Genomic DNA, 14,355 nt, shown 5'->3' with positions numbered 1-14,355 from the left:
CGGCTTTACAACCGGTGCTTTTTCGTTACGCTTTTTTGCTTTTTGGTTTTGCTTTACCGGCTCCCCCTTTTTTAGCTGGGCTGCCATCGAGCGAATTGATCCAAACAGCTAATTTCATAGCGTCTTCCTTTGGCACTTGCTTCATAGCGGCCATTGGCGGGTAACCAGGCCAGTGCGCTGGAATCGGGTTATAAATAAGGTTGACGATTTCCTCGTTTGAGTACTTCTTTTTGGCTACGTCTGCATACGCTGGACCTACTAACCGTTGGTTTGGACGGTGACAGGCAATACAGGTATACTTCGTCATCAGGGTATTCATCTCCTCTGGAATATCGGATGGAGCCTGTGCGTTGGCGTCGATAGAGGCCAAAGCCAACGAAGCCGAAGCGATTAAAAAGCCGACAAATTTTTTCATGAGAACCGGGTAAACGATAAATGAACGAACAGATTGATTGAGCTCAATAGGTCAACCTCGCAAAAATAGATGCTTTGGGTCGATAACCCAATTTTGACGTCGGGTTTTCCTATTAAACCAAAGATTAGACACTTGTTCTTTAAAAACGTTTAATATTCGTTGAAAATAAAATTATGCAGCCTCTCGACCGCTTTTCGGGCCACGCCAATCTGTACGCCCAATACAGAATCGATTACCCCGACGAATTATACACATTTATTGTAGCCTTTACCAATTACCAGCAAACGGCCTGGGATTGTGCTACCGGCAATGGGCAGGTAGCGGGTGCGCTGGCCGATCGGTTCGTCCGGGTTGATGCCACCGACATCAGTGAAACCCAACTATTGCTCGCTACGAAAAAGGCCAATATTCACTACCAGATCAGCCGGGCCGAACAAACGCCCTTCGCTGACCAAACCTTCGACTTGATTACGGTAGCGCAGGCATTACACTGGTTCGACGTGGACGCCTTTCACAAAGAGGTTCGGCGCGTCAGCAAGCCCGGTGCCGTCATTGCCGAATGGGGCTACGGGCTGGTGCAACTCGGGGCTGGCCTTGACGCCATACTGCTCGATTTTTACCGAAACCGCATCGGCCCTTACTGGGACCCTCAACGGAAGCACATCGACAACGCCTACGCAACGTTACCCTTTCCATTCGCCGATGTTCAGCAGGCCAACTTTACGGCCCGTCGAAGCTGGTCGCTGGAGCGCTTTCTGAACTACCTGCGTACCTGGTCGGCCGTGCGCCAGTACATCCTTGAAAATGAGGAAGACCCCGTCATCGGGCTGGGAGAGGAGCTGAAACCGATCTGGGGCGATGATGAGCGCGACATACAGTTTCCTGTTTTTCTGCGAGTTGGCCGGGTTTTATAATTCCCAGATTACCCGAACAACCTTCCCGCGCACGCCAATCGTCTGAAAAAATTCCAGCCAGTGTAATTGTTGGGGGCCGAGGTGATCTGTGGGGGATTTAACCTCCACAAAATCATACTCGCCTTTTTCATTCCAGATCAGTAAGTCAGGAAAGCCGCGGGTGTGTTCGCGGACGTTGCGCGCCATTTCCAGCAGAATAAGCCGTAACTGGGCAATGTCCAGCAGCTCGATCATGCGCTGAACCAGGGTGAGCAACTCATCCGACCAGTCGACCAGTACGTTTGTGATCCCATATTTAGCGTTGAACATACGACCCACGTGCCGACGCCATTCGTCTTTGGTATCCAGCTCGGTCAGTCGTTTTTTCAGCAGCTCTTCGCGCCTTATGTAAAAATCGGGTAGGTAAAAATCGGATGGGGCACGTTGGAGTGGGTGGTGAATAGCCGATACATTGGCGTCGTAGATAATGTCCCAGAACACCAGACCGAACAAGCCGCGCCAGGGGTAGTTTTCGGTAAAGGCTGCGTCGAAATCGTTCTCCAGGTAATGATTCATGACCCCCGCTTCGACGTGGTGCCTGTAAGCTACTGGTATATTGAGGCTCTCCGCGTCGGATAAAAAGCGCGTGGTCGCCTTACGCGTGCGTTTCTTCTCACTCAGCCCCAGAATCTTCTCCCTGAAATCTGTGGCGAAATAGCGTTCTTCAGCGTTCAGCGGCTTAATGGCAATTTCATCGCAGAGGGCCAGCGCTTCCTCCATCGAGCCATTTTTGAACAATAGACGAACCCGCCGTTCCCGTGCCGGTACCCGATCCGACAGTTCGTAAACCGCAAGCGCCTGCTCGGGTAGTTTCTGTTTTTCCAGGTAAGCACCGACCCGACATACTAGTTTCTGATAACCTGGAATCGCAATCTCGGTTAGTTCAGGGCGGGTTTCGTTCCAGTTCAGGAACCAGTTATAAATATCGTCGGCCGGGGTTTCGGTGTCTTTCAGGTCGTAGAATGCCTCGTTCGTCAGTGAGATCAGCAGCTTGTCTTCCACTTCTTTCCGGTTTCGGAAACGAGCCGTTAGCTTGCTTTCGTCGTACCGCTCGAAATTAACCATGCCCAGGTCGCGCACCACAAACTCGGTCATGTTACTGCCTCTGTTGCCAAAGAACAGGTATTTGACCATCATGCCTTCGGCCTCGAAGTTCATTCTGACCACTGTTTCGTGCGTAGTAAGGCTCGTAACAACTTCGGCAAAATCAAGTTCCAGCAAAGCGTACCGAACAACGTATTCCTTTTTCTCCTTGGTTAATGGTCGGCTCTCTTCCGGCTCCAACGGGAGCAGGTTTACCAGCTCAGGCTTCGTGAAAACACCGAGGGCTAGCTCACCCATGGGTTCGTGGTGAGCCGAAAGCCGTTCGACGAACCCCGCCATGAGTAATTCGCCAACGGCCGCCGGTAGGTCGGTTATTTCGGTATATTGTAGTTTGTTGATGCGAAAAAAGAGTCCTTTGCGGTTGCTGAGCCGGACATACAGGCATTGTGCATCGAGGCTCAGGGCTTCGAAACGGTGTATAAAGTCCCACTCGGCATCGTTTAACAGGTTGCCGTAAAGCCGTTTAACAAAATCCAGCACGTAACGGAAATTGTCGAGATAGTACCGGGGGGTAAGAATAATCTTCTGTCGTCCGATCATAGAATACGGGTAGCGTGTACCCAGGGGCGTTAGTCCGAAAACCGCCTGATACAGACCAACGTCTGTCGATACAGCCGGTACAGTAAGAACAAAAAAACAAGCGTTTATGTCCCCAGTTGATGTGCTGAATGAGTTAGGTAAACAGGGTATTTTGCTGCCCGATCAGCAGGCAAAAATAACCGAAACAGAGCGCCAGCGGCCCTTTTCCCTTCATTGGGAATTTCGGTCAATGCTTTATATCGGCATCTTGCTGCTCAGTTCGGGACTTGGCCTGTTGATCTATGATAACGTCGACCAGATTGGCCAGGGTGCCCTGTTGACGGGCATCGCAGCGGCCTGCGTGGGCTGCTTTTATTTCGCGTGGCGATTTCGGCCTGAATGGACTATGGATCAGGCCCGAAGCCGGTCAACCTTCGGCGATTACGCCCTGATTCTGGCTTGTCTTCTGTTCTTAACCCTCGAAGGGTACGCGCAGTATGCCTACAACGTGTTCGGATCGCGCTACGGATTGGTTACCCTACTGCCCGCTCTGCTCTTCTTACCACTGGCTTACCGATTTGACCACCGGGGCGTTTTAGGCATGGCCCTAACGGCTCTGATCTCGTGGGTAGGGGTTACCGTACGGCCATTGGAGCTCTATGTCAAAACCAATTTTTTTGACCAAAAAACAGTTATCTCGGCTGTTGGACTGGCTCTGGTACTGATTGTCGTGGCCATTGGTCTGGAGCGACGAAAAATCAAACCTCACTTTACGTACACCTACCTAACCATTGCCGGAAACCTGCTGATGGTAGCTTTGCTGGGGGGATTGTTCAATTTCGAAGCCGTCCGGCTGTGGTTTGCGCTGGGGCTGGCTACGGCCTGTATTGCCTTTGACCAGTACTCTCGTCGCGGCCGCCGGTTACAGTCGGCTCCGGTTACGGATGGGTCGTTTCTGTTCCTCCTGATGAGTACCGTGTATGGTTACATCGGGGTTACTTATCTGTTTTTTCATTACGTCCGCCCACCAGGTGACGACGCGTATTACTGGTATTTTATCCTGACTGGTATCGCCTTAGTCTATTACCTGATGACCCAATTGCCCAAAGGCAACCGTACCAATGAGAGCGTATAACGAGCAATGGATTTATAACCGCGAAATACTGACGCAGGCCGAGCGCTGGTATCGGCAGAATCTCGTATCCGATGAGCAGATCAATGCCATTCGTAAGGCCTATCCGGTAGGGTTTCGTCAGACCAACGGCTTCATTGAAATTGGGTTGTTTCTGTTTACAACCGTGGCAATTCTGGCCTGTTACCTGTTGCCGGCCAGTATTTTCTCGGCCCTGCTCGACAACCCTAAGGCATACGGCATTTTTAACGTAGCCTTTGGTATCGGAATCGGGGTCGTGGGCGGGTTCCTGATTAACCGTCGGCTGTTGTATCGGAATGGAATTGACAACGCTTTTGTGGTCACGCTAACGGGCTTTCTGGCGTTCGGGTTTAATCAGTTTCTGCCGAATGGATTGTCTCTGGCCACTCATTGCCTGTTTACCCTGCCACTCCTGCTGCTGATTCTCTGGTACTACGGCGATACGCTTATTGCCTTCTTCACGTTGGCTACGTTCTACACGGCAATCGTCAATAGCTTCATAAAAATAAGCGGGGGAAAAGATATGTTACCGTTTATTATGATAGCAATCTCGCTGGCTGTTTATACCGGTATCAGGCAAGTTATCAAGCGCGATACGAAGCAGGTTTATTACGCCGATCCCTTGAACTTAGGACAATGGCTGTCGCTTATTGTGCTGGCCGCCAGTGGCAATTATTTCATCGTCCGTCAACTGAACGGCCTGCTGCTTCAATCCGGTCTGGGTATGACCAGTCCTGCCAAAGTTCCCGAAATCGGACTACCCGCCTTATTCTGGGTGTTGACGTTTATCATTCCGGCCATTTATTTGTGGCAGGGGCTAACGAAGCGCAACCGCATGCTGAACATTCTGGGTACCCTGGGGCTCATTGCTGCCGTTATGACGTTTCATGAGTACACCGGATTCGTTCCGCTCAATGTTGCCCTGACGTTGGGTGGCCTGGCCCTGATTGGGATTGCCGTCTTCGGTATTCGATACCTGGCGAGTCCAAAACATGGTTTCACCGATGCTCCGGACGATGATTCGCCGAATGAGCTTTTTCTTAGTGCCGCCAGTATGGCAGCCCTGCAGGCCACCGGCAACGCAACGCATGTTCCCAAAGATACCCCCCGATACGGTGGGGGCGACTTCGGCGGGGCTGGCAGCGAAGGGAAGTATTGATGTGTATAAAAGCGCTTATATTTGTGTACGTAAACGTAAATCTATGCGAACGAACATTGATATAAACGACAAGTTGATTCAGAGAGCCCTGGAAATAAGTCATTTGAAGACTAAAAAGGCTGTCGTTGAATTGGCTCTCCAGGAATATATTGATCGGCAGGCTCGTCAGCGGTTGCTTTCTTTGTTTGGTAAAGTTGAATGGGATGGTGATTTAAACCAGATGCGCACCGATTCGACGCCTAACGATTGGGATCAATGATTGTTGATACGTCGGTTTGGGTAGATGCTTTTCGGGAAGTTCGCAGCAAACAAACAGAATTAGTAATAGCGTATACCGTGGCTGATCGGCGAATCTATGTGACGCCGACAATCATACAGGAGGTTCTGCAAGGGGTCCGAACGGACGATCGATATGCCATTGTGAAAGAAGGCATGCTGGCCCAATCGCTGTTAAAACTCGACCCCGTTGAAGCGGCTATTGGGGCAGCTGATCTGTATCGATCATTGCGTAAAAAGGGAGTTACGATTCGTAAGCAAAACGACTGTCTGATTGCCCATTATGCCATCTTCTACGATATGCCAATTCTTCACAACGACGTCGACTTCGACCAGATTGCCCGCCATACGCCCCTTCGGGTAGTCGTTTAATAACCGTTACGCTAAACTTCCCGCTTGCGTCTGCCTAAAAACTGCTAAGTTTGGCTTTGAAAACAAACGACCATACGCAGTCGCATGAAAACTTTAGATTCCTACAATTTTGCTGGTAAGAAAGCCCTCGTTCGGGTCGACTTCAACGTGCCGCTCGACAAAGCGTTTAACATCACGGACGATACGCGCATTAAGGCAACGATTCCAACCGTTCTGAAAATCGTGAACGACGGTGGTTCGGCTATTTTGATGTCGCACCTTGGTCGGCCGAAAGGAGGTCCTGAAGAGAAATATTCCCTTAAGCACTTGTTGCCTGCCCTTACCGAAGCCTTTGGCCGTGAGGTGAAATTTGCTGACGATTGCATTGGCCAGTCGGCTACGGATCTGGCCGCCAGCCTGCAACCGGGCGAAATTCTGCTGCTCGAAAACCTGCGTTTCTACAAGGAAGAGGAAAAAGGCGACGAAGCGTTTGCCGAAAAACTGGCGAAGCTCGGCGATGTTTGGGTCAACGACGCATTCGGAACGGCACACCGCGCCCACGCATCGACGGCTGTAATGGGTCAGTTCCTACAGGATCGTGTCGCAGGATATGTGATGGAAGCTGAACTGGTTAATGCCAAGAAGATTCTGGAAGAAGCAGAGCGGCCATTCACGGCTATCATGGGCGGGGCTAAGATCTCCGATAAAATCCTGATTATTGAAAAACTGCTCGATAAAGTCGATAACCTGATTATTGGCGGTGGTATGACTTATACGTTTACCAAAGCGCAGGGTGGTAATATCGGCAAATCGCTGCTGGAAGCGGATAAACAGGGTCTTGCCCTGGAACTGCTCGAAAAAGCCAAGGCAAAAGGTGTGAACATTTACATGCCTGTCGATAACCTTTGCGCCGACGATTTCTCCAACGACGCGAACCGGCAGGTTGTGGCAACTGGTGAGATTCCTGATGGTTGGGAAGGCCTTGATATTGGTCCTGAAACCATCGAAGACTTTAAAGAAATCGTCCTGAAATCGAAGACGATTCTTTGGAACGGGCCAATGGGTGTATTCGAATTTGAGAACTTCGCGCATGGTACCAACGCCATTGCCGAAGCCGTAGTAAAAGCAACGGAAGAAAACGGGGCATTCTCACTGATCGGCGGGGGTGATTCGGCTTCGGCCATCAACCAGGCCGGTTATGGCGACCGCGTAAGTTACGTGTCGACTGGTGGCGGGGCCTTGCTGGAATACATGGAAGGGAAAACCCTGCCCGGTGTTGCCGCACTGGAAGCCTGAATGAAGCCCAGCGCTGTCGCAACGATATAGTACAAACGGCCAGCGGCTGTCTGGGTTAAAGATTCTGATTGGATCAGTCTTTGACTCAGACAGCCGCTGGCCGTTTGTATGTTTGTTTAGTCCATTGCTTTAGCCACTTCCAGCTCCTGTGGTTTTTTCGGAACGACTTTCTTTTTCGTGAACCGGGCAATGATCCGGTCAACCACCAGGTAGGTCGATGGTACGACTAGCAGCGTTAGCAGCAGCGATGATGTCAGACCACCGATGATAACCCAGGCCATACCATTCTTGGTTTCGGCACCGGCGCCACTCGCCAACGCGATTGGCAGCATCCCCAGAATCATGGCTAGCGTGGTCATCAGAATAGGCCGCAGGCGCTCTTTACCCGCTTCGATCAGCGCATCAACCACGTCGTGCCCTTCTGCTTTAAGCTGGTTGGTAAAGTCCACAATCAGAATGGCGTTCTTGGCGACCAGACCGAGCAGCATGATCATGCCCACGATCGAGAATACCGTTAAGCTTTCCATTGTCAGGGCCAGGGCCAGCAGGGCACCAACCAGGGCCACCGGAATGGAGAACAGGACCACGAACGGATAGACCACGCTTTCGTAAAGGGCTACCATGATGAAATACACCAGCAAAATAGCGATCATCAGCGCCAGGCCCAGGCTACCAAACGCATCGGACTGTTGTTGCAACTGACCGAGGTACTGGATATTGACCCCTTCCGGTAGTTTCTGCTGGGCCATTTTAGTCTGGATATCCGTACCCACCGTCCCCACGGGGCGACCTACCACCTGCGCGTTGATCGTAATCGACGAGAGCCGGTCAATCCGTTCCAGTACGCTTTCGCCAACCTGCTCCTGTACAGTAGCAAACTGAGAAAGTTCGAACGTTTTACCCTGGTTGTTTACGAAGGTTAGACGGCCAACGTCCTGAGGCTGTGTACGGTCGAACTGATCCAGGCTCACCAGAATATCGTATTCATTCCCGTTTTGCTTGAATTTCGACTGGTCATTACCCCGGAAGGCGTTCTGCAGGGCAATCCCTACATCCGATGCGCTGATACCCAGTTGCGCCATGCGCTCCCGGTTCAGGTTTACGGTTACTTCGGGCTTGGGATCCTTCACCGAATACTTAACATCCTGCGTGCCGGGCACCGACTCGGTTACTTGTTTGACGATGGCCGCTGCTTTCCGAATATCGGCAAGCTTTGTGCCTTTTACCGCAATCATGATAGGCGCTTGTGAAGCCCCGACAATGCCGACTGGCGTAACCGTTACTTTCACACCTGGAATTTGTCCGACTTCCTGTTTCAATAGCTGCCCGAACGCTTCCGTCGATAGCTTCCGTTCTTTCTTATCGATCAGCTTGACGTTAATATCGGCCAGGTTACTGTTGGAGGAGGTGGCCAGGCCATTACTGCTGTACCCGACGTTCGTGAATACGTTTGTCACTTCGGGGTGCTTCATGATGATTTGCTCCGCCCGTTGCGCTGTGGTATTGGTCTGGTAAATAGACGCGGTTGGCGCTAACTCGACCTGAATGCTCATCTCGCCCTGATCACTTTGCGGCATAAAGGCCCCCCCAATGAAACCAGCCGGTACCAGAGCAATGGAACCCACCAGCAGGGCAATGACGCCGAGGAAAATATAGCGTTTGTGACCCAGTACCCAGACCAGAATCCGGCCGTAGGCATTCGTCAGCCGATCCAGAAAACGCTCAAACCCAAGGTTCAGGCTACCCCACAATGATTTGGGGTTCAGTACTTCGATCTTGCCAAAACGCGAAGCCAGTAGGGGAGTCAGCGTGAAGGAGACTAGTAAGCTCATCAGGGTCGAGAAAACGACGACCAGTGCAAACTCACGCAGAATGTTCCCGATTAACCCGCCTGTCATGGCCAGTGGCACGAACACCACCACGTCGACCAGGGTAATAGCCAGTGCTGTAAACCCGATTTCGCTCCGTCCGTCCAGGGCCGCCTGCCGCTTGTCTTTCCCCATTTCCAGGTGTCGGTTGATGTTTTCCAGGACCACAATCGAGTCATCGACCAGAATACCCACGACGAGAGACAGGGCCATCAGCGTCATCAGATTCAACGAGAAACCCATCAGATACATCAGGGCAAAGGTTGGAATCATGGACGATGGTAAGGCAACCAGTACAAACAGCGCCGACCGGAAACTGTGTAAAAACAACAGCATCACCAGCGATACAATCAAAACGGCCAGCCCCATATCTTCGACCACCGCGTGGGCCGAAGCCAGCGTGTAAATCGACTGGTCGGAAGCGATGTTGAATTTTAGTCCAATTTTGCTGTACTGTTTCTCCAGCTGTTTGATCTTAACCTGAGCGCCCTGGCTAACCGATACCGCATTGGCATCGGATTGTTTCTGAATCTGTAAACCAATGGACGGCTGCGCGTTGATGTGGTTGATGGCCGTTGGTTTGGTCGACGCATCGACTACTTCGGCTACGTCTTTCAATAATACCTGGCTACCGTCCGTCCGACGGGCTACGATCAGGTCCCGCAACCGCTTCACGGTTTGAACGGAAGCATCGAACCGAATCGAATATTGTGCCTGCCGCGTCTCCAGCTGACCAGCCGGATAACTGGCGTTGGCCGCGTTGATGGCCTGCGATACCTGACCGATCGAGATGCCATACCCCCGTAGTTTTTCGGTGTTAACGTTTACCTGAATTTCCCGCTCGTTCCCGCCGATGATGTTCACCTGCCCAACGCCGGACACGTTCGATAACTGAGGTTTGATGTCATTATCGATCAGGTCATACAGAGCCGTTGGCGACATATTGGCGGTTACGCCCATCCGCAGCACCGGAATTTCGTCGGTCGAGAATTTATTCAGAATAGGGCGGTCGGCCTGGTCGGGCAGCAGGTTAATGATCTGCTCAATTTTACGTTGGGCGTCCTGCTGCGCCAGAGTAGTATTCACCCCGTTTTTCAACTGGATAACCACGCTGGATGCACCCTCCTGCGAGGTTGAGGTCATGCGGTCAAGTCCTTCCAGCGACGAGAGGGCTTCTTCAATACGCTTGGTCACGTTTGTTTCAACCTCATCGGCCGAAGCACCCCGGTAGGTCGTCACCACGCTGATGACGTTGGCCTCAAATTTGGGCAACAGGTTATAGGATAGTTGCTGATAACTAAGCGCCCCGAACAAAATCAGGACCGTAAAAATGGTGGTGATCAGCAATGGCCGCTTAACCGCTATTTCAGATATAGACATGGTTTCGGTTAATTAGTTTGTGATTTTTACCGGCTTTCCGTCGCTCAGGTTCAACTGACCCGTGGTGACCACCTGATCGCCAGTTTTCAGGCCGCTAAGTACTTCAATCGAATCGCCAAAGTCCCGGCCTATCGCGATCGTACGGCGGGTCGCTACATTATTATTCACGACAAAAACATAGGGATTTTTGATGCTTTCGACCAGCGCCGAACGCGGAATCTGGAGGGCTCGTTGGCTGGACTTTTGCGAGAAATCGACGTTTACGAACGTTCCCGCTTTCAACCCGTTGGCATTGTCGATGGTGATTTCAACCGGATAGTTGTGCTCATCGCTGCCCTGGGGCGCAATGTAAGTTACCCGTCCGTTGAACGTCCGGCCCGGAAATACATCCGCCAGTACCTTAACCGTCTGGCCCTCGCGTAACTGGTAGACGTCGCTTTCGTTTACGGGCACCTGCACTTTCAGTCGATTAACATCCAGCACCCGACCCAGCACTTTACCAACCGTAATGTACTCGCCGGGCTCAATGGCCTTCTGAACAATTCGTCCGCCAATCGGTGCTTTCACGTTGGCATCCGCTATTTGCTTCTTGATCTGCTCGGCCTGGTTGACCGCGTTCTCGTAGTTATACTTTGTTTCGTTTACCTGAATTTCCGTGGTGGCATTACCGGCCAGCAGGGTGTTGTACCGCGTTACATCTTTCTTCAGCCGATCAATGGAAAGCTGCGTGGCTTGGAGCGATAACTCCTTGAGCCGGTTGTCCAGCTCCACCAGCGTAGACCCCTGCCTGATGGAAGAACCCAGGTCAAAATTGACTTTCGTTACCTTGCCCGCCGTCGTGGCAATAATGTCGGCCTCTTTATACGGAATCAGGTTTCCCGTCTTGACGAGTTGCTGACTAACAGTGCCTTCGGTTACAGACGAAATGGTTACCGGAATAGACACGTTGGTTTGAACGACGGGTTTCTTTTGCTCATCGATTTTTTCCTTGTTTGACGACAGGCGGAAGCCAATCAAACCGGTAATGGCTAGCAAGGCTGCGACGACGAGTAGCGTTGTCTTTTTCATGATCTATTAGTCGATTGTATTGATCAGAGTTGGTTATAAAAAGTAAGCAGTTTACCCTGCGACTGTTCGAGATCCAGCCGCGCCTGGTACAGGTTAATGAGGGAGTTGATGTAATTGGTTCGGGCTTCCCGATACGAGTTGTCCGCGTTGATCACGTCCGATAACAGCTTGGTTCCCTGTTTGTATTGCAGGGTCGTGATGTTGTATACCTCCTGCGCCAGCTTCACGTTTCGATCATCGTTCTGCACGCTGGTCTGCGCCCGCTGAATCTGCGACTGGGCATTGTTGAACTGAAGCCGATAAGCAGACACGTTCAATTTCTGCTGTTCCTGCTGGGTGAGCAGCGTCAACCGTTGCTGTTTGATCTGGGCATCGCGCTGAAATCCATCGAAGATGGGAACGCTGAGTCGCAGGCCAAAACTGCCGAAGCCCACGAAGTTGGTGAACAGTTTGTCGATGGTCTGCGCTCCCAGGTTTACCGTGCCGTAGTTGGCGGTCAGGCCCAGCGTGGGCAGATACCCCGCCCGTATGCGTTGCAGCTGCAATTCCTGCAATTGAATATTCGTTTCTGCCTGCTGAAAAGACACCAGATTAGCCGCCGAAAACTCACCCTGTTCCAGCGAGGGTAATTGCGTTAGCAGGGTCGGATCCGACAAAACCAGCGTCTGCTCCTGCGGCATTCCCATCTGGTACTTCAGCCGGTTCATCGCCAGATTCTGGTCATTCTCGGCCAGCGTCAACTGCGACTGGGTGCTGTTGTAGCTCACTTCGGTACGTGTATAGTCGACGGGCTGAATAACGCCATTGTCGCGCTGTAGTTTCAGAATGTTAAGTACCTGCTGTGTCCGTTCGAGATTGTCGCGCAGCAACCCAATCTGTTGCTGGGATACGAAGACCTGGTAGTAATTGCTGGTAATGTTATAAATGACGTCTTCCTGTGTCTGGCGCGTATTCAGGGCGGCCAGTTGCTGGTTCGGTTTGTTGGCCTTAATCCCGAGCAGTAAAGACCGGTCGAAGATGGTTTGAGTCGCCTGGGCAGTTACGTTGGTCTGAAATTTCTGACCAATAATAAAGACTTGTGGTTCAGGACCGAATACCCCGGCCGGAATAACGCTTTGCTGGAGTTTGATGTTGTTGACCGATGTTCCCGTTACGTTTACCTGCGGTAAATACTGACCCAGTGCCTGACGCGCCTGCTGGTTGGCAGTTTCTATCTGGTTTTGGGCAATGCGGATGCTGCCAAAATTTTTAAGACCGTAGTCGAGACAGTCTTTCAGGCGGAAGCTTACCGGGGCTGGCACCTGAGATTGAGCCTGAGCCCATCCCATAGAGGGCCATGCCAGCGAAAAAACTAAGCCAAGTGCAATTAATCGTTTCATAAATACAATCGTTGAGGTGTCTACTGTAGATATATCAACTAATAAAATAAAAAAAATTACTTTTCTAATAAACTGGCAATCTTCAGGGTTATCCGTGCAAATGTTTCGCGTTCGTCGGCGGTTAACTGACTCATTACTTCATGATCCATGGCTTCCGTTGTCTTGAGAGCCTGCTCAATAATCATTTTTCCGGCGGGGGTCAGCCGTATCAAATTCTTCCGTCGGTCGTCGCTGTCGGGCACTATCCGAAGGTAGCCGTCCCGCTCCAATGTGCGGATTGAGCGTTGTATGCCTGACTTATCCTTTTGCAGAAAATTAGCTATATCCTGCTGAGACAGCAAATCGTCGTTGGAAAAATAAGCAATAAACAAAATCGGAAACTGCTCGATCTGTAAGGTAAAACCCAGGCGGGCCAGCTCACGGTTCGCTTTGCGCGCCAGTAAATGACTCACATGACTAACCATAAAAATGGCTTGTGTCCCCATTCGCTCAGCAAACCTGGCCTGAAGCTCTTGTTCTTTTACTACTGTCATTGCGGTTTTTCAACTACGTTGTTATATCAACTAGTTTGTACTAAAAAAGGTTTCTCATTTTTCAACTATCTATGACTTAACCGAAAGGGCTCCTTTTGCAGAACGTCGCATTAATGTGTTACTTTAAGCCATTACCTCACGTTCACTACTTTATGATCACCAGAAATATATTGATCAGCCTTGGCCTTCTTGCCACGCTTGCGTTTACTGAAGAATCAATTCCGGTTAATTCGGGCGACAGGCCGGTAGCCATTCAGCTCAAAACGAGTCAGACTGATGGGTGGAAGCCCCTGTTTAATGGCAACAATCTGGATGGGTGGAAGCATGTGGGGAAAGGGAAAATGCTGGTCGAAAAGGGCATGATTCGGGGAAGTGGCGGCATGGGACTCCTGTACTGGTCGAAGGAAAAGCTCAGTAACTGTACACTTCGGGTGGTGTACCGGATGCAAAAAGAGAATAGTAATTCGGGGGTGTACATACGCATACCACTCGAACCCCGCGAAGAATGGATGCCGGTTCATTACGGCTACGAAGTGCAGATCGACAATCACCCCGAAACATCCAATGAAGACGAGTATCACGTTACAGGAACGCTGTACTCGCTGACCAAACCGCTGGCCAAGCCCGGCAAGCCTGGTCCTCAATGGAATACAATGGACATTACGCTGGATGGCCCACGGACCATCGTTTCCGTAAATGGCGTGAAAGTGACCGACTACCGGGAAGGTGATCCTGTGCCGCCCCGTAAGTTTGACTTCGAGCCTTACCATGGCTTACGCCCCGATACGGGCTATATCGGTCTGCAAAACCACGGCAAAGATGACGTTGTGTACTTCAAAGAAGTGTCCGTAAAGCCGCTCGTCCGGAAATAGTTGTGTTAGGACGGCTTAAGCAGGTTGGG

At 51.2% G+C, this 14,355-nt stretch carries 13 protein-coding genes; 7 read left to right on the top strand and 6 right to left on the bottom strand.

Annotated features, from left to right (window positions below):
* Positions 1 to 25: 25 nt before the first annotated feature.
* The gene (locus ACYU87_RS05140; protein WP_461132947.1) at positions 26 to 415 is read right to left on the bottom strand and encodes a c-type cytochrome; all 390 of its coding nucleotides are present in this window, start codon (positions 413 to 415) and stop codon (positions 26 to 28) included.
* A 173-nt stretch (positions 416 to 588) separates the two neighbouring features.
* On the opposite strand from ACYU87_RS05140, the gene ACYU87_RS05135 reads away from it, so the two are divergent.
* Entirely contained in the window at positions 589 to 1,329 is a 741-nt protein-coding gene (locus tag ACYU87_RS05135; RefSeq protein WP_461132946.1) for a class I SAM-dependent methyltransferase, read from the top strand.
* Here the strand turns inward: ACYU87_RS05135 and ACYU87_RS05130 are convergent.
* Positions 1,324 to 3,012: a VRR-NUC domain-containing protein gene (locus tag ACYU87_RS05130; protein ID WP_461132945.1), complete on the bottom strand. Its 1,689-nt coding sequence runs from the start codon at positions 3,010 to 3,012 to the stop codon at positions 1,324 to 1,326. The genes ACYU87_RS05135 and ACYU87_RS05130 overlap by 6 nt on opposite strands.
* Before the next feature lie 106 nt (positions 3,013 to 3,118).
* Between ACYU87_RS05130 and ACYU87_RS05125 the strand changes: the two genes are divergently transcribed.
* From ACYU87_RS05125 to ACYU87_RS05105, 5 genes are all read left to right on the top strand, one after another.
* Positions 3,119 to 4,126: a DUF2157 domain-containing protein gene (locus tag ACYU87_RS05125; protein ID WP_461132944.1), complete on the top strand. Its 1,008-nt coding sequence runs from the start codon at positions 3,119 to 3,121 to the stop codon at positions 4,124 to 4,126.
* Positions 4,113 to 5,303 carry a hypothetical protein gene (locus tag ACYU87_RS05120; RefSeq protein WP_461132943.1) on the top strand — a complete coding sequence of 397 codons (1,191 nt, stop codon included), beginning with the start codon at positions 4,113 to 4,115 and terminating at the stop codon, positions 5,301 to 5,303. Before ACYU87_RS05125 ends, ACYU87_RS05120 begins: the two co-directional genes overlap by 14 nt.
* Before the next feature lie 43 nt (positions 5,304 to 5,346).
* Positions 5,347 to 5,562: a type II toxin-antitoxin system VapB family antitoxin gene (locus tag ACYU87_RS05115; protein WP_461132942.1), complete on the top strand. Its 216-nt coding sequence runs from the start codon at positions 5,347 to 5,349 to the stop codon at positions 5,560 to 5,562.
* A complete protein-coding gene (gene vapC, locus ACYU87_RS05110) occupies positions 5,559 to 5,951 on the top strand; it encodes a type II toxin-antitoxin system VapC family toxin (RefSeq protein ID WP_461132941.1) in 393 nt (130 codons plus the stop codon). The genes ACYU87_RS05115 and vapC overlap by 4 nt, the downstream gene beginning before the upstream one ends.
* 84 nt (positions 5,952 to 6,035) lie before the next feature.
* Positions 6,036 to 7,226 (top strand): phosphoglycerate kinase, encoded by a 1,191-nt coding sequence (locus ACYU87_RS05105; protein ID WP_461132940.1) that lies wholly within the window; start codon positions 6,036 to 6,038, stop codon positions 7,224 to 7,226.
* A gap of 116 nt (positions 7,227 to 7,342) precedes the next feature.
* On the opposite strand, the gene ACYU87_RS05100 is transcribed toward ACYU87_RS05105, so the two are convergent.
* Genes ACYU87_RS05100 through ACYU87_RS05085 form a run of 4 tightly spaced genes read right to left on the bottom strand, consistent with a single transcriptional unit; the run spans position 7,343 to position 13,454 of the window.
* Entirely contained in the window at positions 7,343 to 10,474 is a 3,132-nt protein-coding gene (locus ACYU87_RS05100) for an efflux RND transporter permease subunit (protein WP_461132939.1), read from the bottom strand.
* Positions 10,475 to 10,486: 12 nt separating this feature from the next.
* A complete protein-coding gene (locus ACYU87_RS05095; protein WP_461132938.1) occupies positions 10,487 to 11,542 on the bottom strand; it encodes an efflux RND transporter periplasmic adaptor subunit in 1,056 nt (351 codons plus the stop codon).
* Positions 11,543 to 11,565: 23 nt separating this feature from the next.
* On the bottom strand, positions 11,566 to 12,921 hold the full coding sequence (locus tag ACYU87_RS05090) for a TolC family protein (protein WP_461132937.1): 1,356 nt from the start codon (positions 12,919 to 12,921) through the stop codon (positions 11,566 to 11,568).
* Between the two features lie 56 nt (positions 12,922 to 12,977).
* A complete protein-coding gene (locus tag ACYU87_RS05085) occupies positions 12,978 to 13,454 on the bottom strand; it encodes a MarR family winged helix-turn-helix transcriptional regulator (protein WP_461132936.1) in 477 nt (158 codons plus the stop codon).
* A 152-nt stretch (positions 13,455 to 13,606) separates the two neighbouring features.
* Here ACYU87_RS05085 and ACYU87_RS05080 point away from each other — a divergent pair, with 152 nt between their 5' ends.
* Positions 13,607 to 14,326, top strand: coding sequence for a 3-keto-disaccharide hydrolase (locus tag ACYU87_RS05080; protein WP_461132935.1), 720 nt, complete (start codon positions 13,607 to 13,609; stop codon positions 14,324 to 14,326).
* Positions 14,327 to 14,355 lie beyond the last annotated feature (29 nt).

It is taken from the genome of Spirosoma lituiforme, assembly GCF_054776635.1.
Note: the sequence above shows the minus strand (reverse complement) of the source record. Positions and strands in the feature narration are given on the sequence as shown.

Excerpts from the sequence above, each read along its gene's own strand:
- ACYU87_RS05100 (WP_461132939.1), bottom strand. The coding sequence starts at position 10,474 with ATGTCTATATCTGAAATAGCGGTTAAGCGGCCATTGCTGATCACCACC.
- ACYU87_RS05105 (WP_461132940.1), top strand. The coding sequence starts at position 6,036 with ATGAAAACTTTAGATTCCTACAATTTTGCTGGTAAGAAAGCCCTCGTT.
- ACYU87_RS05085 (WP_461132936.1), bottom strand. The coding sequence starts at position 13,454 with ATGACAGTAGTAAAAGAACAAGAGCTTCAGGCCAGGTTTGCTGAGCGA.
- ACYU87_RS05135 (WP_461132946.1), top strand. The coding sequence starts at position 589 with ATGCAGCCTCTCGACCGCTTTTCGGGCCACGCCAATCTGTACGCCCAA.
- ACYU87_RS05125 (WP_461132944.1), top strand. The coding sequence starts at position 3,119 with ATGTCCCCAGTTGATGTGCTGAATGAGTTAGGTAAACAGGGTATTTTG.
- vapC (WP_461132941.1), top strand. The coding sequence starts at position 5,559 with ATGATTGTTGATACGTCGGTTTGGGTAGATGCTTTTCGGGAAGTTCGC.
- ACYU87_RS05090 (WP_461132937.1), bottom strand. The coding sequence starts at position 12,921 with ATGAAACGATTAATTGCACTTGGCTTAGTTTTTTCGCTGGCATGGCCC.
- ACYU87_RS05115 (WP_461132942.1), top strand. The coding sequence starts at position 5,347 with ATGCGAACGAACATTGATATAAACGACAAGTTGATTCAGAGAGCCCTG.
- ACYU87_RS05120 (WP_461132943.1), top strand. The coding sequence starts at position 4,113 with ATGAGAGCGTATAACGAGCAATGGATTTATAACCGCGAAATACTGACG.
- ACYU87_RS05140 (WP_461132947.1), bottom strand. The coding sequence starts at position 415 with ATGAAAAAATTTGTCGGCTTTTTAATCGCTTCGGCTTCGTTGGCTTTG.
- ACYU87_RS05080 (WP_461132935.1), top strand. The coding sequence starts at position 13,607 with ATGATCACCAGAAATATATTGATCAGCCTTGGCCTTCTTGCCACGCTT.
- ACYU87_RS05130 (WP_461132945.1), bottom strand. The coding sequence starts at position 3,012 with ATGATCGGACGACAGAAGATTATTCTTACCCCCCGGTACTATCTCGAC.
- ACYU87_RS05095 (WP_461132938.1), bottom strand. The coding sequence starts at position 11,542 with ATGAAAAAGACAACGCTACTCGTCGTCGCAGCCTTGCTAGCCATTACC.